At 49.8% G+C, this 20117-nt stretch carries 22 protein-coding genes; 10 read left to right on the plus strand and 12 right to left on the minus strand.

The features are described 5' to 3' along the window. Positions 1-21: 21 nt before the first annotated feature. Positions 22-2028: a hypothetical protein gene (locus ACO05E_RS06755; RefSeq protein ID WP_419812218.1), complete on the minus strand. Its 2007-nt coding sequence runs from the start codon at positions 2026-2028 to the stop codon at positions 22-24. A 266-nt stretch (positions 2029-2294) separates the two neighbouring features. Here ACO05E_RS06755 and ACO05E_RS06760 point away from each other — a divergent pair, with 266 nt between their 5' ends. Further along, complete coding sequence (locus tag ACO05E_RS06760; protein ID WP_421722757.1) at positions 2295-2489, plus strand: DUF6916 family protein; 195 nt, start codon at positions 2295-2297, stop codon at positions 2487-2489. Here the strand turns inward: ACO05E_RS06760 and ACO05E_RS06765 are convergent. The 7 genes from ACO05E_RS06765 to ACO05E_RS06795 are packed head-to-tail and all read right to left on the minus strand — an operon-like array spanning position 2464 to position 6448. Further along, a complete protein-coding gene (locus ACO05E_RS06765; RefSeq protein WP_419812220.1) occupies positions 2464-2934 on the minus strand; it encodes a GNAT family N-acetyltransferase in 471 nt (156 codons plus the stop codon). The two genes, ACO05E_RS06760 and ACO05E_RS06765, sit on opposite strands and share 26 nt — an antisense overlap. 5 nt (positions 2935-2939) lie before the next feature. After that, on the minus strand, positions 2940-3356 hold the full coding sequence (locus ACO05E_RS06770; RefSeq protein ID WP_419812221.1) for a phage tail protein: 417 nt from the start codon (positions 3354-3356) through the stop codon (positions 2940-2942). An 8-nt stretch (positions 3357-3364) separates the two neighbouring features. After that, positions 3365-3769: a phage tail protein gene (locus tag ACO05E_RS06775; protein ID WP_419812222.1), complete on the minus strand. Its 405-nt coding sequence runs from the start codon at positions 3767-3769 to the stop codon at positions 3365-3367. 1 nt (position 3770) lies between these two features. Further along, positions 3771-4205 carry a phage tail protein gene (locus ACO05E_RS06780; protein WP_419812223.1) on the minus strand — a complete coding sequence of 145 codons (435 nt, stop codon included), beginning with the start codon at positions 4203-4205 and terminating at the stop codon, positions 3771-3773. Positions 4206-4215: 10 nt separating this feature from the next. Continuing rightward, positions 4216-5013 (minus strand): hypothetical protein, encoded by a 798-nt coding sequence (locus tag ACO05E_RS06785; protein ID WP_419812224.1) that lies wholly within the window; start codon positions 5011-5013, stop codon positions 4216-4218. Positions 5014-5030: 17 nt separating this feature from the next. Next, on the minus strand, positions 5031-6149 hold the full coding sequence (locus ACO05E_RS06790; protein WP_419812225.1) for a hypothetical protein: 1119 nt from the start codon (positions 6147-6149) through the stop codon (positions 5031-5033). Beyond that, positions 6149-6448, minus strand: coding sequence for a hypothetical protein (locus ACO05E_RS06795; protein WP_419812226.1), 300 nt, complete (start codon positions 6446-6448; stop codon positions 6149-6151). The genes ACO05E_RS06790 and ACO05E_RS06795 overlap by 1 nt, the downstream gene beginning before the upstream one ends. 240 nt (positions 6449-6688) lie before the next feature. On the opposite strand from ACO05E_RS06795, the gene ACO05E_RS06800 reads away from it, so the two are divergent. Next, positions 6689-8365, plus strand: coding sequence for a long-chain-fatty-acid--CoA ligase (locus tag ACO05E_RS06800; protein ID WP_419812227.1), 1677 nt, complete (start codon positions 6689-6691; stop codon positions 8363-8365). A gap of 11 nt (positions 8366-8376) precedes the next feature. Here ACO05E_RS06800 and ACO05E_RS06805 read toward each other — a convergent pair whose 3' ends face one another. Continuing rightward, the gene (locus ACO05E_RS06805) at positions 8377-9063 is read right to left on the minus strand and encodes a hypothetical protein (RefSeq protein WP_419812228.1); all 687 of its coding nucleotides are present in this window, start codon (positions 9061-9063) and stop codon (positions 8377-8379) included. 215 nt (positions 9064-9278) lie between these two features. On the opposite strand from ACO05E_RS06805, the gene ACO05E_RS06810 reads away from it, so the two are divergent. From ACO05E_RS06810 to ACO05E_RS06825, 4 genes are all read left to right on the plus strand, one after another. After that, positions 9279-9614, plus strand: a complete 336-nt coding sequence (locus ACO05E_RS06810; RefSeq protein WP_419812229.1) for a DUF3817 domain-containing protein — start codon at positions 9279-9281, stop codon at positions 9612-9614. Beyond that, positions 9614-10360, plus strand: coding sequence for an NRDE family protein (locus tag ACO05E_RS06815; RefSeq protein WP_419812230.1), 747 nt, complete (start codon positions 9614-9616; stop codon positions 10358-10360). Before ACO05E_RS06810 ends, ACO05E_RS06815 begins: the two co-directional genes overlap by 1 nt. A 201-nt stretch (positions 10361-10561) precedes the next feature. Beyond that, positions 10562-12361, plus strand: coding sequence for a L,D-transpeptidase family protein (locus tag ACO05E_RS06820; protein ID WP_419812231.1), 1800 nt, complete (start codon positions 10562-10564; stop codon positions 12359-12361). A gap of 200 nt (positions 12362-12561) precedes the next feature. Beyond that, the gene (locus tag ACO05E_RS06825) at positions 12562-13122 is read left to right on the plus strand and encodes a DUF882 domain-containing protein (RefSeq protein WP_419812232.1); all 561 of its coding nucleotides are present in this window, start codon (positions 12562-12564) and stop codon (positions 13120-13122) included. 16 nt (positions 13123-13138) lie between these two features. On the opposite strand, the gene ptsP is transcribed toward ACO05E_RS06825, so the two are convergent. Beyond that, the gene (gene ptsP, locus ACO05E_RS06830) at positions 13139-15427 is read right to left on the minus strand and encodes a phosphoenolpyruvate--protein phosphotransferase (protein WP_419812233.1); all 2289 of its coding nucleotides are present in this window, start codon (positions 15425-15427) and stop codon (positions 13139-13141) included. Positions 15428-15465: 38 nt separating this feature from the next. Continuing rightward, complete coding sequence (gene rppH / locus ACO05E_RS06835) at positions 15466-15960, minus strand: RNA pyrophosphohydrolase (RefSeq protein WP_419812234.1); 495 nt, start codon at positions 15958-15960, stop codon at positions 15466-15468. Positions 15961-16212: 252 nt separating this feature from the next. Between rppH and ACO05E_RS06840 the strand changes: the two genes are divergently transcribed. The 4 genes from ACO05E_RS06840 (at position 16213) to ACO05E_RS06855 (ending at position 18806) form a co-directional block, all read left to right on the plus strand. Continuing rightward, positions 16213-16869 carry an HAD family hydrolase gene (locus ACO05E_RS06840; RefSeq protein ID WP_419812235.1) on the plus strand — a complete coding sequence of 219 codons (657 nt, stop codon included), beginning with the start codon at positions 16213-16215 and terminating at the stop codon, positions 16867-16869. A 31-nt stretch (positions 16870-16900) separates the two neighbouring features. Next, positions 16901-18226: an imelysin family protein gene (locus tag ACO05E_RS06845; RefSeq protein ID WP_419812236.1), complete on the plus strand. Its 1326-nt coding sequence runs from the start codon at positions 16901-16903 to the stop codon at positions 18224-18226. Between the two features lie 69 nt (positions 18227-18295). Continuing rightward, positions 18296-18589: a BrnT family toxin gene (locus ACO05E_RS06850; protein ID WP_419812237.1), complete on the plus strand. Its 294-nt coding sequence runs from the start codon at positions 18296-18298 to the stop codon at positions 18587-18589. Next, the gene (locus ACO05E_RS06855; RefSeq protein WP_419812238.1) at positions 18564-18806 is read left to right on the plus strand and encodes a hypothetical protein; all 243 of its coding nucleotides are present in this window, start codon (positions 18564-18566) and stop codon (positions 18804-18806) included. The genes ACO05E_RS06850 and ACO05E_RS06855 overlap by 26 nt, the downstream gene beginning before the upstream one ends. Before the next feature lie 31 nt (positions 18807-18837). On the opposite strand, the gene ACO05E_RS06860 is transcribed toward ACO05E_RS06855, so the two are convergent. Next, the gene (locus ACO05E_RS06860) at positions 18838-20034 is read right to left on the minus strand and encodes a class I SAM-dependent rRNA methyltransferase (RefSeq protein WP_419812239.1); all 1197 of its coding nucleotides are present in this window, start codon (positions 20032-20034) and stop codon (positions 18838-18840) included. Positions 20035-20117: the final 83 nt, after the last annotated feature.

Here is a 20117-nt window from a genome sequence, read left to right on the forward strand (position 1 = left end):
CAGACTATTGGCTCAGATAAATTACATCGGTGTGTCACCGATATCCGGCAAATCGCTGTTGTCAGACAGTTCAGAATAAATATCAATCACCGACTCAAGCACAAGGTTCTGATCGACTATAACGCGAGCGGCAAAAATAGTATAAACCGATCCGTTCAGAGCGTAGTCAGCCGATAAATTAAAACCACCCGGTTCGACCAGTTGCTCCAGTAACACATTTTCTTTACCCACTTCATTGTACGCAATCAGCTGTAAGGTAACTGCCTCATCAGCGACCAGCAACCCAGAGTAAGATAAAGTCGAATTAAGTTGTGAGAAGCTACCCAGATCACTCGTGATGTAGTTATCGAAGTCTTCAACCTCCTCCGGGTTTTGATAGCGCGGGAAGGTCCCTTCGCCATTAAAGATGGCAATATCATCCACCAGCCAGCCGCGGAATCCGTTGTAGAATTCATCCTGAGTTGCAAAACCAATACGCAATCTGATCTGTTGCCCGGCAAATTCAGACAAGCTGATCGGCTCCAGAGCCAACCAGGCTGGCGCTCGGTTATAGCCGCGATTTGAGTAAGGCAACGGAGCACGATCAACGTCATCTGTCCCCACCGGATCCGACAACGGATTCAAACGAGCAAGGTCTTCCCAGGTTTCACCATTGTCGGTTGAAACTGAAATAGCCATCAAATCAAATCCATTTTCATTCGGGTTAACAGATTCAATTTCCCACCATGTGTTCAGCGTCAGCGCCAAAGGTGCAGAAGCATTCGTCAGGTCAATAAGTGGTGACACAATAGCACCACCATTAGCAGAGTCAGACTCCCCACCGTCCAGCTCTTGGCCGCCATTGGTATTGCCAAAATCCCCCAGGAAATTACCCTGGCCAATATTCCCGCCTTCTGCCTGGCCATACCAGCAGGCCAGGTTGTCGTTAGGATCTGGAACCAAGCCATTCGACTGATCATCTGGGGCTAACATGACCAGATTTTCGACAACAGCCTGATTCACAATGGCCAAGCCCTGGCCATGGCTGTGCCACAAATTCGTTAATGACAAAGAATCATCTTCACTATCATCAGCAGTCATCATCGCAAAAGGAATCAGATCATCGTCTTCCAGTGGAATATCAGGGCCCAGATCATCACCAAAGCTGGCGGCAACCCACATACCACACACGGCCGTATCAGCCAGTTGCTCAAAATCTTCCTGATACAGCACATCTGTGATTTCAGTCTGAGGCAATAATAAATAATTCAGACCAGTTAACGCTGTGACTGTTGTTGCATTGGCAATATCAGCCAAATTAAAAGGAATAACTAAGGGCTGAAAACCCTCCCGCACGATTCGGATAGTTGCATCACGCACTGCCAGCAATTTATTCAGAGCCACATTAATGATCAGAGAGAACTCACCCCGTTCATTAGTAAGCGCTGTAGCAATCGCACCATTCGTTTCAATACCACCTGATATTTCGATCTGAGCATTAGCTAAAACGCCACCTGCGCTATAAATCACACCATTCAGCGAGGCAAAAATTCCCTGACCTTGCAGGCTTTCTGTGTTGATTTCACCCGAGTCACTTTCCAAAACCACAATTGGCAAAGCAAGTGCTGTATTTTCCGATGCATTATCAGGGCGAATTTCCAGTGTTGTAAAAACTGTTACTCCCGCAAGAGTGACTGTTACACGATAAGTCCCTGGTGCCAGTTCAGATAAAACCAGATTGCCATTTTCATCGGTTGTCAGGATTTGACTATCCAATGCCATAAAGGCAAAAGCAGAACTGTCAGCCTCTGCTTGGGGCGAGACTTCAACCATGGCATTAGCAAGTGGGGTACCTTGAGCATCAACTAAAGACAGCGAAGAAATTGAACTGTTTTCAGGCACAAAAGGCTCTGGCGAAGGTTCTGGGGTCGGCTGCGGCGAAGGCTTTGCTTCAGGCGGGGTTACGGTTCCATCATTATTTCCTGAACCGGAGCCACTACCACAGGCAACCAGCAAGGTAATAAGAGATAACAGAAAAAGGTTTTTCATTCAGATACTCCTTCCTTGAGTTAAATAATCAGTGCCTGCGATCATATTCATTGGCAATCGCTTTTACCAGTCATTTTTGGCGAATAATCCAACAAAAAACTATCATTTTTTAGCTAACCATTAATTATGATAAATTACCCTGACAAACCCAGTTTAGCGGTGCTCACTTTGGATTACTCATTATTTAAATCGGTTGAAGGTCAGACATTTCACCTTGCCGACTTTACTCCCGATATTCTCACCCTCAAGGAAGTCAGCGATAAAATATCAATGGCCAGTGGTACACGTTTAGCCTGTTATTCAGTAGTAATAATAATTCACTGAGCCAGGCAACCTACCAGCTAAGTCACCCAGAGTTGGGCAAGTTAGATGTTTTTCTGGTACCTATTGGGAAATATTATCCGGATTGCGATGAGATGGTGTACGAGTGTGTTTTTAATCTGCCAGCTGACGACGCATAAACCAGTACACCCCAACATCTTTCTCCTGAACAAAACCCAGACGCTGATAAAGCTTGAGTGCCGGGTTATTTTTTTCAACATGTATGCCAACAGATTTTCTTTCGGCATTTGCCCGGCAGAATATTTCAGTTAATAGCTGAGTACCAACTCCCTGACCACAGAAGGCTGGCAACAAAGCGATATCAACGATGCGAAGCTCATCACCCAGGTCATCGATATATAAACGCCCAGCCGCCATATGATTTACCTCAATCACATATCGCTCGGCTTCAGGAAAGTGTTTGTGGTAATGCGCGGTTTGAGCAGCAAATTGTTGTAACAAAAAATCGCGGCGCTGCTCATCTTTCCATGGTACTTGCTGAACTTCCTGCCAACGCGTGGAAATATAAAGTTCTGCCAGGAAAGCATCATCCTCAACAACAACGGGGCGCAGAAGGTACATCATAGAAATTAATTACGGCTTGGGAAGATACCCGCTAAGGCGACAATAAAATTAATACACAGTGCCGGATGTACCGGTCGCTCCTGAGCTATATCACGTTTGTTTTGTGTTACCGCAACACCACGATTAATGCTGAAATTGGTTGCCGTTGGCAAACTTGTAGAAGGTGCCGCATCACTTCCACCTTGTGAGCCAATACGAATTTCTGCCAACCCGGCACCGCGCCCTTGATGCACAGGAATCCGCCCACGCATTTCCGGTAAAGCAAAGGTAGTTCGCCCATCACCGCCATAAGTCGTCCCAAGCAAACTGAATAAGGCAGTATTCTGACTGATCGCCAACAGCTGACCATCACAAAGTGCCCAGCCTCTTGGGGCAAAATTTCCGGCAAACATTCGAATTTCACCCAGGAATGGTTCAGACATATTTGCTCCTAATTACGCGATGGAAATATTCCGGTCAATGCGATACAAAAATTAATAGCACTATAAGGAGCAGAAAAGGCGTCACTACCATTATAAATCTCTGCTTGCGACCTGGTAACAGCAAGACTGCGACCGACCTGTAACTGATCAACCACCGAGAGTGGCGATGTTGTCGTCAGCCTGCCCGATACACTACCTAATCTCCGGTTCCCGCTCTTATGCACAGGCATACGCCCCCGCATATCTGGCAAAGCAAAGCTGGTCCGGCCGTCACCGCCATAGATTGTACCCAGCAATGAAAACAGCGCTTGATTCTGGCTAATCGGTAAAAGTTGCCCATCACATGCCGCATAACCACGAGGTGCAAAGTTAAAACCGACCATGCGAATTTCAGCTAAAAAAGGTTCAGACATATTAACTCCGCGACGGAAACAAGCCGATGGTGGCAATAATAAAATTGACCGCCAGTGATGGATATCCAGCGGCAACAGCACTCGTATCCAACAAGTCTCTGCGGACTAACGACGGTATCGCTGCCAGGCCGCGATCCGGTGTTGCCTGAGTGACAACCTGAGTTTGATTCACAGCGATAGGCGTCGAACCGACTCTTTGACCAAGGTTTCGTCGCAATCGCCCTTGGTTTTCCTGCCCCGGGTGCATCGGCGAGCGTTCACGTAAATCCGGTAATGCAAAGGTAGTGCGGCCATCTCCACCGTATATGGTCCCTATCAAACTAAAAAGTGCTGTATTTTGAGCAACAGGAATCAGCTGGCCATCACAAAATGCCCAACCTCTTGGGGCAAAATTACCACCAAATATTCGTACTTCGGCTAAAAATGGATCTGACACTAGAGACTCCTTACACAGTGACCCATAGGTCGCCGTTATTATCGGTGGCTAAATAAGACAGACCAGCAGTAGTTGATAGTGAAAGTCCTGCCATGTACTTACCTTGCTGATAGTGCAGAATCCGTTGCTGAAAACGATCCAAAACCCAAACATTATTGTTTGAGGCTGATATCGAATAAACACCGTCAGTGAGAACTCTTTTACCATAACTTCCTTGTTTGACTCCTGAGTCATTCCACACACTGATTTGTAGCAGTCCCTGTTCCAGAATATGAAATTGTTCTGCAACAACAGCCACCGACAGAGGGGCTGACAATCCTTCAATCAGTGGGGAAAAACAATGATCACAGTCGCTCTGCCAAATGGCTTGTGTTGAGATATCCAGAAGCCATAACTTATCGCCGAAGAAACCTAATTCACGAGGCGACTGAATCCCATCCGGCAGAGTAATATCCGATAACCATTGGCCGGAGTCTGAAAAAACATCAATCCGCAAGTGACTGCGATCAAGCAAATAAAGTTGCTGGTTATGTCGTGCTGCGTCGCAGTAATGGGGCCAGTCTGAAAAATCCTGCGGATTAAAATTTGCTGCATTTAACGCTATGAGTTCACTCTGACATTCCACTGCAACACGACGGCCATAAGCACCGATATGAACCACAGTATCATCAGCGACAGGAATATAGCGTGCATCTTCACGGGTCATCAGCCGTGGCATCGCTTTAGTCGTAGATGCTTCCAACCTACCCGCAGCCAGCAGTGGGTAACCGGCGCAAGTTGTTTTGATAAATGCTCTGCGTTTCATCATAAAACTGCTCAACTCATTTATTCTGTCACGCAGGTTAAACGAATTTCAGTCGGAGCAACATCAACACCATTACTGAAAACCTCACAGCGGGCATGCCAAAGTTTAAAGTCACTGGTATCCGGCTGGGACTGATATAAATACTGATTTTTTGCGCAGCTAGCACCAGCGCTTAAAATGAATTCCCCATCATCACAGCTGCAGCTGAACACTGCGTTACATACCTTGCTGGACAAACTACTGCTGCTGATTGTGCCATCACTGCCGGGAGCACCAGGCGGTCCTGGGGCCCCCGGTGTACCTGGAGGTCCTGGTGTACCTGATACACCTTGAGTACCCCGGGCACCAGTATCGCCTTTGTCACCTTTTGCTCCGGCTACACCTTGAGGTCCCTGAGCACCAGTATCGCCTTTGTCACCTTTTGCTCCGGCTACACCTTGAGGACCCTGAGCACCAGTATCGCCTTTATCGCCCTTTTCTCCGGCTACACCTTGAGGACCCTGAGCACCAGTATCGCCTTTATCGCCCTTTTCTCCGGCTACACCTGGGGGGCCCTGAATACCAGCAAGCCCTGAACTACTTCCTATCCACTCACCTTGTTCATTAATCACAGGGGTCAGATTGCCATTTTGATCCTTAATAGAAACGGATAACGGGGTAATGTTACCCTCGGCGTTTTCGCTGACCGCCGACCGGAAAGCAAAGGGAACAGTATTGAGTGTTAACCGGGGAGAGAGCTCATCATCAGAACCGATCTGAATACCGATAGCACGCTGATCATTGATGAACGCATCGACAGGGAAGGGGTTATCTTCCCGATTACCCAGCACAACCGAATATTTTCCCTCTGTAAATTCAACCGTTTGCACATCTGTCCAGACTACGCTGGCACCGGCCCCCAACGGGTCAACATAAGTACCACCATTATTGGCATAAATCGTATCAGCACCGTCGGTTGCATATAACGTGAAACGCACCTGTTGAGCACCAGTTAATGGGGTTACCGAATCGGCTAATACTGCATCACCCGATAGCTGCAAGGTTTGTGGAACTTGTGACAGCGCAGGGAAGGTAACGGTCAACAGCAATGCCAGTGCCAGGCGATGCCACAGCGATTGGTTCAGACGAAGGCAATTCATCAGTTTCTCTCTCCCTGAGTTGAAGATGTCGGTACGATATTTACCGTAAGTCTATTTTTTTCATTGCTCACTGGTGCGGTGGCAACAGTTGTAACCCGGGCACTCAGGCGATAGTTTTGAGACTGCATATTCAGGAACGGATTATTACCATCAGACACAGAAGGGTTCTCTGGCGAAGGGGTAACAGGGTCAGGCCCACCGACAGGCGGAAAGCTATCATCATCGTCGTCGTTATCACCAAAACAGCCAGTGACGAGTAACGACAAAAGAAAAGGTAATAATTTCAGGCTGACTCTCATGTTGTGTCACCTCCAGGCAATTCAGCAGGAGATTACACAACATTACATCTGGTTACAAATTAAACAATTTTAATTATAAATATCCTTATCATTAAATCAGCTGCGATCATCCATTACTTAGATCGATACTCGGGAACCTATGAGTAGCGCTGCTGCAATTTGTGTTTACGTGCGCCATAACCCACTCTATTCTTTGCTTAAGCTTTATTCTGACCAAGGCCATCACAAAGGATCGTGCTTATGTCTTCGCCAAACCCAATATCTACCGGCAATATGATGACCCAACCACTGGTGATTCCCGATCTTCTGGAATATGCCGCGGCGCATCACGGTAATCGCGAAATCATCAGCCGCCGTCTGGAAGGTGATATTCATCGCTATACCTATCGTGATGCGTTATTACGCTCCAAGCAGTTGGCCGTGGCGCTGCAGCAATCAGGCGTTCAGCCCGGCGACCGGGTTGCCACATTAGCCTGGAATACCTATCGCCATGTTGAATGTTATTACGGCATCTCCGGCATTGGCGCTATCTGCCATACGGTAAATCCTCGGCTGTACCGGGAGCAGGTTGAATACATTATTAATCACGCCGAAGACTGTTATGTGCTGTTGGACGCCTGTTTTGCTCAGTTATTAGAGCCCATCGCGGATCAGCTCAGCAGTGTTAAAGGCTTTATTCTGCTGATTGATGAAGATCATATGCCACAAACCTCACTGCCTAACGTCAGTTGTTATGAAACTCTGATTAATACACCTGAAGTGATGGCGGCTTTGCCAGATTTCAGCTGGCCAGCCTTATCACAAGATAGCGCTGCCTGTTTGTGTTACACCTCCGGCACCACCGGTAACCCCAAAGGCGTGCTGTATTCCCACGGCTCAACCGTGCTGCATGCCTATGCCAGCCGTAACCCGGATGCGCTGAATATCAGTACCGACAGCGTTGTGATGCCGGTCGTGCCTATGTATCACGTCTGCGCCTGGGGCATGCCATATATCGCCCCCATGTCTGGTGCAACACTGGTACTGCCCGGCGAAGGCATGGATGGCCAAAGTCTGCACCAGCTGATTGAACTGGCTGAGGTTGATTTAATGCTGGGAGTACCAACGGTCTGGCTGGGGCTGATCGACTATTTAAAACGCAATCAGCTGCGCATGGACTCGGTGAAAACCGTGGGTGTGGGTGGTTCCGCGTCTCCTCGTTCATTGGTGGAAACACTGGATAAAGAATATGGCGTATATCTGTTGCCAATCTGGGGCATGACTGAAACCTCGCCGCTGGCAACGCTGGGCTCCCCCACCAAAGCCATGCAATCGATGAGCGAAGATGAGCGTTATCGCCTGCAAACGACTGCCGGTAAGCCCATGTTTGGTATCGAACTGGAAATTTTTGATGAGGATGATCAACCACTGCCGCATGACGGTGTCAGCCGGGGTTTGTTAAGAGTTCGTGGGCCATGGGTACTGAGCGCCTACTTTAAAGACGAAAAACCGGATTCCTTTTTTGTCGATGCCCAGGGGAAACAATGGTTTGATACCGGCGATATCGCCGTGATTGATAACAACAGCTACCTGCAAATTGTTGATCGCGCCAAAGACGTAGTGAAATCCGGTGGTGAGTGGATTTCATCCATCGACCTGGAAAACGCCGCGGTGGGTCATGAAGCGATTAATGAAGCCTGTGTGATTGGAGTGAAACATCCGAAATGGGATGAACGACCACTGCTGTTTCTGGTGAAAAATGAAGGCGTCAGCGTCAGCAAAGAAGATGTTTATCAATATCTGGAGAGCAAGGTCGCCAAGTGGTGGCTACCCGACGATATTATTTTTGTTGATGACTTACCTCACACCGCAACCGGCAAATTACAAAAGCGCACGTTGCGGGATGAGTATCTTAACTATCTGCTTGAGAAGGCTTAAGGCCTTCTTTGCTAAGCCTCCTGAAGCTGCAACGATCGCATGCAATGAGTGCGATCGCTGGCTTTCACCATATCCTGCTCGAAGGATAAGGCTGAAGCCAGCAGCCAGGCATAGGCATTCAACTCAGCCACTTCTTCATAAAAGCGGAAAAACTCTGGCTTAAACACTTCTTTATCAAATACCGCTCCTACTAATAGCAATGCCAGAGACACCATGGCGTACACAAAAAAGCGGCTGTTAAAGGCATTGGTCATCAGACTCCAGTAACAACTGAAACTGCGAGCAAGGGAGTACAGCAGTGGTAACCAGATCAGCGCCATCAGAACTTTAAATCCGGTGCCATCCACCCAATACACCAGCCAATCCGGTGCTGCGTGTTTAACACTCAGTTCGCGGATAAAGAAGCTGAACATCAGGGCGGTTGCCGTCAACGCCAGCCAACGTAGCTGACGACGGGTTTCAGGCTTCACATCTTCCATCTCACACCAGTCACTGCGCCAGAAAGCCCAGCCTGCTGACAGAATCAATGCCAGCTGCAAATGTTCCATCATCTGATTTTCATCGTACAAAATCACTAACCCTTGCTGGATAACCGACCAGGCAAGGATGACCGACAAAATGGCCACCGCTACAATGATGGTGGACAACATACCGGAGCGTTCAGAAAACACCGCCGGCTGGGCCTCAATCTGTTTCATCTGGAATCTCTCACGTCAAGCGAATATCGTTATTGAGCGCATTCTATGAAACAAAGTTGTCATAAATTATTCCGAAAACTGCAACAAATAAGCCCGTGAACCAATACAATGACGAAAGCCCTGATATATCAGCGATTGTCAGCATTGTAACTTTGCTTTTGGCCAACCAAACTTATTGTTCCATTTAAATAAACAATTCAGACTCAGACACTGTTATGACCAACCCTCACTCAACATCACATACGCAATCGACATTACGCACCCTGACCTACATCGGCTTTTTAGAGGGCTGCTCTTTCCTGCTGTTACTCGGGGTCGCTATGCCACTGAAATATATGTATGGCGTTCATGACGCCGTACGTATTGTGGGCTCAGCCCATGGCCTGTTATTTATGCTGTATTTATTGGCGTTACTGTTTACCGCCAGCCGTATTCGCTTGCCGTTATGGGCGATGCCTGCCGGAGTGATCGCAGCCATTCTGCCGTTTGGTCCGTTTGTTTTTGACTATGCCCTCAAACGTTCCGTAACCCGTTCAACGGACGCTGGCTGATGTGCCTGATCGCATTTGACTGGCAAGCGGAGAAGCAGCAACTGGTGTTAGTGGCGAACCGGGATGAGTTTTATCAGCGCCCGTCACAAGCCTTACACCCGTGGCCAGAATACCCGGCGCTCTACGCCGGAAAGGATCTGCAACAAGGCGGTACCTGGCTGGGGGTGACACAACAACGACGCTTTGCCGCGCTGACCAATATTCGTGCTCCCGGCCACGACCCGGAACAGCCGCTTAGTCGTGGTAATCTGGTGCTGGATTTTCTGACATCAGAACTGAACGCTGAAACCTGGCTACAGCAACTGGCAAGCACGGCACAACGCTACGGCCTGTACAATCTGATTTGTTTTGATGGCACGAATCTCTGGTACAGCCATAACCATCCGGAGTTTCATTACCAAAAGCTCAGCTCCGGCCTGTATGGCTTAAGCAATGCACATCTGAACACTCCCTGGCCCAAAACCGAGCTGGCCAAGCAGCAACTGGCAGCTTGGCAGCATCAGACAGCAGAGCCGGTTCCGGCAGACCTGCTTAACCGGCGCTTACCCTTTGCTGATGAGCAATTACCGCAAACCGGTGTGCCTCTGGCTTGGGAGCAACTGCTCTCCAGTCAGTTTATCCTGTCACCGCAGTACGGAACCCGCTGTTCCACCTCACTGCACATCACGTCACAGCAGCTGATCATCAACGAAATTCTGTGGCAAGACAGCGGCGAACAGCAGCAGATAACGCACTTCACACTCTGAAGTATGATTTTGATCAAGAAACATACATTCGCCAAAAAAACGCCGTAATTCAACAAGTTACAAAAGAATAAGGTAAGTGATTGAGAAATCAGCGTTTTTTATCATGCATCGCATAAGCAGTTGCACAGCTTTACAAAATTTCTAATTACCGTAGCGCGATTCGCATCACATTTCTTCGAATCGCCGTCCATACTTTGTGGCATGAACAGAATATCTCCTGCGCCACAACAGCACAAAATACTTGGAGCCACAGGTTGGATTGCCCTCGCCTGTCTGGTTCTGCTGTTTGTTGTGTTAGCAGCCAGCATCAATACCAAGCCCTATATGCCACCCAAAGTGGCACAAAAGTATATGGAGCATTGGCTGATTGAATCCGCACGTCGAGTGGCCGGAGAAGTTCGCCTGAAACACGTTCGCTCCATCGAGCCCTTCTATTTACGTCGCGATTACCAGCCAGTCTGGATGGACAGCTACGAGCTGACCGAAGCTGGTCAGGAGCTGATGCAGGTACTGCGCGAAACTGCCGCCGATGATTGGCGCAATTATGGTTATGAACTGGCTACGCTGGAGCGCGAAACCATTCGCTTATCAAATATTCCCAAGCAAGCCACTGCGGTTGAAGTTTTACTGACCGATGCATTTGTGACCTATGCCAAACAAGCGTTAAATGCCGAGTTGCTGCCTGATACCGGCGAAGGCGACCATCCGGTGCGTAAAGTGTCGTTATCTGCAGCACCTCACAATCCCGGCAGCCAGATCAGTGAAGATCAGATTGTCGATCTGCTGCATCAGGCCATTCAGGACGACCGTCTCGACCAGCTGGTGAATCAGCTGACACCATCACATCCGGGCTACCTGAAGCTGCGCGGCGAATTAAACCGCTATCTGGATATCGCCAACTCCGGGCGCTGGTACCCATTGCCTGATGACTTGCAGCTGCAGTCCAAAGATCGTCACCGCCTGGTGCCTCATTTGCGTTGGATGCTGAATGAGTATGGCGATCTGAGCCAGAGCGCACTGTCGTGGTTCTTCAAAGCCGATAAAAAACGCACACAGGCTCCGGCTGAACATGATGCGTACGATCTCGACCAGGCTGAGTTCCTGTTTGATGCGGCACTGGCCGACGCCTTAAAAACCTTCCAGCAGCGCCATAACCTACCAGACAGCGGTGTACTGGATAAAAAGACCCTGCAACAACTGAATATCCCACCGTATCAGGTTGCCCAGCGCATCGCCCTGAATATGAAACGCTGGCGTCATCTGCCACAGGAGCTGGGGCAGCGTCATGTTATGGTAAACATGGCCGATTATCGTCTGCGCCTGATGAATGGCGGCTCGTCCGAACTGGATATGAAAGTGATTATCGGCAATCTCAAGCGCCGCACGCCGGTGATGGCACATCAGATCAGCCTGTTAGAACTGGCACCAACCTGGTCGGTACCACGCCGTATTGCCGTCACCAGTTTGTTACCAAAACTGAAGCGTAACCCGGGTTATCTGGATGAAAAAGGTTATCAGGTGATTCAACACGTTAACGGTGTGGATAAGTTTGTTGATCCAAAAACCATTAACTGGAAAAAACTCAGTGCCCGCCACTTCCCCTACCGTCTGATTCAGAAAGCCGGTAAAGACAATGCCCTGGGTACCATTAAGTTCCTGTTCCCGAACGATCAGGATATCTACCTGCACGATACCTCGCAGCGACAGTTATTTAACCTCGACAAACGGGCATTAAGCTCCGGTTGTGTGCGGGTTGAAAAACCCCGCTTATTGGCGGAAAAACTGCTGCGTGGTCAGCAAGGCTGGCACCGTTCTAATATCGACAGCGCCATTGATCAGAACCGTACCACCCGCATTCGTTTGCAGGATAAAGTACCGGTGTACCTGATGTACTGGACCACCTGGGTCGACGACGATGGCGTACTGCAGGTACGGGATGATATCTACAAACGCGACCTGATTGCCGGTTTAGCGCCAACCAATCCGGCCGTGTCCTTGTAATCAAGCGGTATCTCTTGAATCCCACCCATCTGATGGCCGCCTGTTACATTTAGCAGGCTGTCATAACTGACTTTAAGAACAATTACTCAGTGCAAATTCTTATAACACCAACTACGCCACAGTAAGTTTGTGCATACTGGACTCATAATAAAGTGTTATCGAATGTAACCGAATTACGAGTTCTACCGGGGAATATTCAGATGCAACAGCGTCGTCAGTTTTTAAAAAATACCGCCTTACTGGGTGCAGCCAGCTTATCCAGCCAGCTGAGCTTTGCTGAGCAGTTCAAACAGGATCAGCAAATTGCCGAAGAACGTACGTTACATCTTTATAACATTCATACCGGTGAATCACTGAAAACCACCTTCTGGGCCGATGGTCAGTATCAGGACGGTGAAATTCAGGATATTGATTTGCTGATGCGCGATCACCGCGCTAATCAAGCCATTGCGATGCAGCGCCGCCTGTACGATAAGCTGTACCACCTGCAAAACCTGTTTAACAGCAAAGAACCTTTGTACGTCGTGTCAGCCTATCGTGCGCCTAAGACGAATGCTGATCTGCGTCGTCAAAGCAATGGGGTGGCAGAAGGCAGCATGCACATGCAGGGTAAAGCGATTGATATCCGTATTCCGGGCGTGTCACACCGTCATTTACACAAAGCAGCAGTTGCCATGCGCTCAGGCGGCGTTGGTTATTACCCGAAAAGTGGGTTTATTCACATCGATACCGGGCGTCGTCGCCAGTGGCAAGGCGCCTGAAGCGCTCTGGTCGTAGTTAACTTTTAAGGCCTTGAGGGCCGATAATCCGCGAGAATCCGGCTTTTTCGAGCGATAACTGGATGGTCGCCACAATAATTGGCGCACTGTCCATCTGCATCACTTCAGCGAGCAATTCTTTCGCCCACTGTTGGTTGATGCCACGGATAATGGATTTCACTTTCGGCAAGTTAGTCGCGTTCATGGATAACAGGTCATACCCCATCGCCATCAATAACACTGCCCCTAACGGGTTACCCGCCAATTCACCACAAACACTGACTGGTGTGTTCTGCTCGCGGGCACCATCGGCAATCTGCTTCAGTGCCGTCAGTACCGCCGGATGGAACGCTTGATACAAGCCTGCAACGCGCGGATTATTACGATCCACCGCCAACAGATACTGGGTCAGGTCGTTACTGCCGACGGATAAGAAATCCACTCGCTGGGCCAGTTCTTTGATCTGATACACAGCTGCCGGAACCTCGATCATCACCCCAACTTCCGGCATTTCCACTTCAAAGCCTTCTTCACGCACTTCGGCATGGGCGCGGTAAATCAGGTGTAACGCTTCATCCACTTCATTGGTGTGACTGATCATCGGCAGCATAATGCGCAGGTTGTTTAGCCCTTCACTGGCTTTTAACATTGCCCGCACCTGCACCAGAAAGATTTCCGGATGATCCAGCGTCACCCGGATACCACGCCAACCTAAAAAGGGGTTGGCTTCGTTAATCGGGAAATAGGTCAGCGCTTTGTCGCCACCAACGTCCAGAGTCCGCATGGTCACCGGAGCCGGAGCAAAGGTTTCCAGCTGTAAGCGGTAGGTTTTCTGCTGTTCACTTTCACTCGGAAAGCGATCTTTCATCATAAACGGCACTTCGGTGCGATACAGACCAACACCTTCGGCACCACGATCCAGGCTGCGCAACGCATCAGTGACCAGACCGGTATTCACCCACAACGGAATACGATGGCCATCCAGAGTTTCCGCTGGCAGGTCTTTTAGTTCCAGCAAGTCCTGTTGCAGTTGCTGTTCTTCATGATAAATCGCCTGATATTCTTCCCGCAGCTCATCGTTCGGGGATGAGTACAACAAGCCGCGATAGCCATCAACAATCAGCTCAAGCCCCTGTAACTGAGCATAAGGAACATCCACCACCCCCATGATGGTTGGAATGCCCATCGCCCGGGCCAGAATGGCAACGTGTGAGTTAGATGAACCTTTGACCGATACCAGGCCACGTAACTTCTCTGCCGGTACTTCACCCAGCATCGATGGCGTTAATTCTTCGCTGACCAGAATGGCATCATCGGGAATATCTTCCGCCGAGGTGTCATCTTCATTGCCCTGTAAGTGAGCCAGAATACGGGTGCCAAGATCACGAATATCCGTCGCCCGTTCACGCAGGTACACATCTTCCATCTTCTGAAAGTGGCCGACGTACTCCATCACCACCTGACGTAACGCACCCTGTGCCCAGTTGCCGTCACGGATATGGTTCTTAACTTCAGCGCCGAGGGCATTGTCATCGAGCATATTGAGATACACATCAAACAGTGCCATCTCTTCCGGACGTAGCTCCCCTTCCAGCTGACCACCCAGCTTTTTGATTTCTTCCCGGGCACCGGCCAGCGCATCATCAAAACGCTGTAACTCATCATCAACCGACTCCGGGGCCTTATCCACAACCGCTGATAAATCCGCTGCCGGGGTAATCACATAAGCATGGCCCAGACCCACACCGGGAGCACCGGGGGCACCGTTAAAGCGGGCGTTCTTCTTGCGCGAGGCTTTTTTGCTGGAAGGTAAATCGAGAATATCGCCGGTGGCTTCGGCGTGAGCAATCACCCCCGCTAACTGTGCCGACATAGTCACCAGAAAGGCTTCTTCACTTTCATCAAACTGGCGGCTTTCACGTTGCTGCACCACCATCACACCCATCAGGCGCTTGTGGTGAATAATAGGCACACCCAGGAAGGATAAAAACGGGTCCTCGCCGGTTTCGGATAAAAAATGGAATTTGGGATGGGCCGGAGCATTATCGATGTTGAGAGGCTCTTCACGAGCGCCAACCAGGCCGACCAAACCCTGCGACGAGCTCAGCTTTACCCGTCCAACGGCCGCTTGTTTCAGGCCCTCAGTGGCCATCAACACATATTGCTTAACTTCCGGATCATACAGATACACTGAACAGACTTCGGTCTGCATCGCTTCGCGGATGCGCGCCACCACGACCTGCAACGCGGCATTCAGATCGGATGCGGCGCTGACTTCCTGAACAATGCGTCTGAGTATATCCAGCATAATGTGTTACCTGAAATCTCCATCTAACGGCGTGATCTTTAAGGTTGAGCGTTACGTTGCAGCTTGGCAATGCGCGGTGATAACTCACTCATAGCGCGGCGATACACATCCCGTTTAAACGCGACAACCTTACCCAGCGGGAACCAGTAACTCACCCAGCGCCAGCCATCAAACTCAGGTTTATCCCCCAAGCGAACATTAATCTTTGAATCATCGGCGGTCAGCTTCAGCAAGTACCACTTCTGCTTCTGGCCAACACACACCGGATGACTGTCATGGCGAATCATCCGGCGTGGTAAACGGTATCTCAGCCAGCCACGGGTACAACCCATGATCTGTACATCTTCTTTTGTCAGGCCAACCTCTTCGGTCAGCTCTCGGTACAATGCCTTTTCCGGGGATTCACCCTTCTTTATTCCCCCTTGGGGAAACTGCCAGGCATCTTGACCAATTCTCCGTGCCCACAACACCTGTCCTTTGTTATTACAAAGGATGATGCCGACGTTGGGCCGGTAACCCTGCTCGTCAATCACAATGCCATCCGCTTAAATCTTTAAATTGCTTCCAAATTTGCTGATTTCGCCACAAAGGTCAAGTAAATCACGGTGTTAGCGGCCAAAAAGGGCGACTAAGTGGCAGAATCGAGCGGCTAAAAATACCCATTTATTAGAACTTTATCTTACAAATGTTTTTACATTTGGAACTCATAATTATAAGGAAAGTATGCGCTCTTGCCCTTAGAATAGCGACTCCTTTGTGTAACGCGACCTGAAGGGGCAACTCTCTTGGCATTAGCAATCTTTGATCTCGACCACACCCTGCTATCCGGTGACAGTGACCACGCTTGGGGACAATACCTGGTCGATCGCAACCTGGTCGATCCGGCGGATCATCAGCGCCGTAATGACTATTTTTACGAGCAGTACAAAGCCGGGACGCTCGATATCCACGAATATCTGAATTTTGCCCTGAAACCACTGACCGAACATCCACTGGCGCTGATGCTGGAAGAACGTAACACCTTCCTGAAAGAGCGCATCACCCCGCTGATCAGCCAGAAAAGCCGAGACCTGATCGCCAAGCACAAAGCGGCTGGTGACACACTGCTGATCATCACCGCCACCAATGGCTTTGTGACCTACCCGATTGCGGAAATACTGGGCATTGAACACATTATTGCCCCGGAACCGGAGTTTGTTGATGGCGCTTACACCGGTGGCATCGTCGGAATTCCCAGCTTCCAGCACGGTAAAGTGACCCGATTGAACGACTGGCTGGAACAGCAACAGCTGGATTTACAAGGCAGCTACTTTTACAGCGATTCGCATAACGACCTGCCATTGCTCGAAGTGGTTGATCATCCAGTCGCGGTTGACCCGGATGACACCCTGAAAGCACGTGCCCAACAGCAAGGCTGGCCAATCATCAGCCTGTGTCTGTGATGGCTTAACCAGGGCAGAGCGGAGCAAGCGTATGAATATGGCAGCCTTTAAACAGCGAGCATCAGCCAAAGTAGTGCGAGTATTGATGTTATCCGTGTCGTCTTTGCTGATGCTCACGGCCTGTGACTCGGCTCCTAGTGATGATGTGCTGCAGCTGAAAAGTGAACAACACACCGAGACCAGCGATCGCCCACTCTCCAGCAGCACCGACCTCAGCGCTTTCCGGGCTTACGTCGGCCTCAGTGCCTATACCAGCCTGGCCACAGCGGCTGAAAAAGCCCTGCAACTGGATCAGCGTTTATCTACCTTTTTGCAGCACCCCGATGCTACTCATTTAGTACAGGTGCAAAGTGCCTGGCGTGATGCCTATGACGCCTATCTGGCAACGCTGGTGTATGCCTATATCCCGGTAAACGATCCGGCAGAATGGCGTCAGAAAGGCATTGATTACCGCACGACCCGGGCACTGCTCGACAGCTGGCCAATTGAAGGTGGCTATATTGATCATGTGCCCGGCTACCCGTTCAGCGGCATCGTCAATGACCTCACTCTGGAGTTGACTGAGGTGACTCTGCAGGATCAGCATGGCTTCTCCGACCCCAGCTACGCCAGCCTCGGCTATCACCCGCTGGAGTTTATGTTATGGGGCGCTAATGGTGATCGTGACCCGGCGGATTTTGCCGCCCGCGACAACAGTGCTCCGGTGGTCATGCCATCCGAGGGTCGTATTCAGGAAACCGACTCCGCTCAGGCTACTCATGACGCTGCTCAAATGCATTCTCAGCATCAGGTGCAAAACCATAAACGCCGACGCCAGTATGTTCAGTTGCTGTCGAATCAGTTGATGGAACATCTGCAACGCCTGGTACGTCGCTGGGAGCCCAGCAATGGCTATTACTCTGGCCTGCTGGAGCAAACCTCAGATAGTCAGGCCACCCTGGCGGCACTGGTTGCGGGCCAGACATTAATATCGTTTGAAATTCTCGACCGCCGCTTAGGTACTAATTCCAGTGAGTTCAGCAATACCGGAATCGACGACGTAATTGCCGCCACCAACGGTCTGAAAGGGTTATTGTTGGGACAAGAACAAAGCGCAGTTAAGCGATCGGTTAATCAGGGGCTGGTCGATCAGGGATTAGTTAATCAGCTGCCCAACTCCGAATTGAGCGAAGAGTGGCAGCAGCAGTTCGCCACTCTGGATCAGCAACTACAGCAGTGGCAGGAACAAGGATTAGCCAGCCCGGAACTGAGTGAGCAGATTCGTTCTCAGTTTATTGTCCTGCTTTCCCTGCTGGAGCAAACCGCAGATGCATTATCGATGCGCCTGCCACGCTTGGAAGAACTGTCGCGTTATTGAGAGCCGTTTCCCGGCGGTTTCCTTAAAACGGATATGGCTAATCAGCCATATCGGCGTTATTCTTAATCCATGTCTGACAGCACATTTGAATGGAATGAGGCCAAAAGCCTCTCAAATCAGGAAAAACATGGCGTTTCTTTCGATGAGGCTCAGCATGCTTTTGTCGATAAACATCGTGTTATTGCTGAAGATCTGGCGCACAGCCAAAACGAAAAACGCTATTTTTGTTTTGGCTATGATAAAGATTACTCAGGCATTCTCACTGTAAGATTCACATACAGAGGTAACCGCATTCGTATATTCGGAGCGGGCTACTGGAGAAAAGGTAAGAAAATTTATGAGCAAGCCAATTCAGTACACTGATGGGCCTGTTGGTGATGTCGAGCTGGTCACTGACTTTCTGCCCTCACCTGACGAACTCAAACTTAAAAGTGACAATACCAAAATCACCATTTCTCTGAGCACGGAGAGCGTGGAATATTTTAAAACCGCAGCGGAGAAACATCATATGCAATACCAAAAGATGATTCGTCAGCTGCTGGATGATTATGTGGCGCATCAGAAGCGTATGGAAAAGTAACTTCGCTATTCCTGCTAACCTGCCACGCTCTTTACCGAGTCGGAAGAACGCGCGCAAATACCGCTTTTAAATAACGTGTTTCAGCAATCGCCGGTAATACCGGGTGATCGGCACCCTGGCTGCCAATATGCTGGATCATCACTTCGCGATCCAGTTCACGACCTAATACCCGCAGCATATCCGGCAGGCGGTCATCGCCCAGGTGCATAGAGCAAGAGCCAGCCACCAGCAAGCCGTCTTTATTCAGTAAGCGCATCGCCAACTGATTCAGGCGGCGATAGGCCTGTTCGCCGGCTTTGATGTCTTTACGACGCGGGATAAAGGCCGGTGGATCAACCACCACAATATCGAACTTCTCGCCGGAGTCTTTCAGTTGTTTCATCGCCTGAAAGGCATCACCTTCCCAGCAATGTAACTTGTCTTCGACACCGTTGAGAACGGCATTCTGTTCCACCCAGTCGAGTGCCTGAGCCGAAGCATCGACACAATGCACTTCACTGGCGCCATGGTTGGCAGCTTGTACGCCCCAGCCACCCACATACGAAAATACGTCTAACACCCGTTTGCCTTTCACCAATCGGTTTAATACGGCACGGTTTTCACGGTGGTCGTAGAACCAACCGGTTTTCTGACCATGAATCACTGGGGCCATAAAGTTGGTATCGTTTTCAGTCAGCGGTGCACAGTTGTCTTCCAGTTCACCATGAACAATCTCAACGTATTCTTCTAAGCCTTCTACCGCGCGCAGCTTGCCGTCGTTTTTCAGCACAATGGTGTCAGGCTTAGCGACTTTCATCACCGCATCAATAATTTCCTGACGACGCAACTCCATCGCCATATTGGAAATCTGAATCACCACAACCGCACCAAAACGGTCAATCACTAACCCGGGCAGGCCATCACTATCGCCATACACCCAACGGTAACACTGATGTGGATACCACAAATCGCGCGTGCTCAGGGCCACTTTTAAACGATGAACAATCAGCGAACCATCTAATGTTTGTTTGCTGTCACGGCTGATCAAACGAGCGCAGATCAGTTGCTCCGGGCTGACAATGGCACGACCCAGCGCTTTGCCATTGGCGGCCTCAATGATCACCTCCTGACCGGCCTGCAAGCCTTTCAGCGGTGTTTGCTGTGTATCCACTTCATTGGAGTAGACCCACAGATGACCACCTTTCAGGCGACGTTCGGCTTTATTTTTTAAACGCAGGGAAGCAAGCATAGAGACCTCAGAGTGCACTCTCGGGCAAGGCTGGTAACAGCCAAAGACAAAAACAGCGGCGCATTATACGCATTCGGGCGAGT

This window comes from Bacterioplanoides sp. (genome assembly GCF_965226395.1).
Classification (GTDB): domain Bacteria; phylum Pseudomonadota; class Gammaproteobacteria; order Pseudomonadales; family Oceanobacteraceae; genus Bacterioplanoides.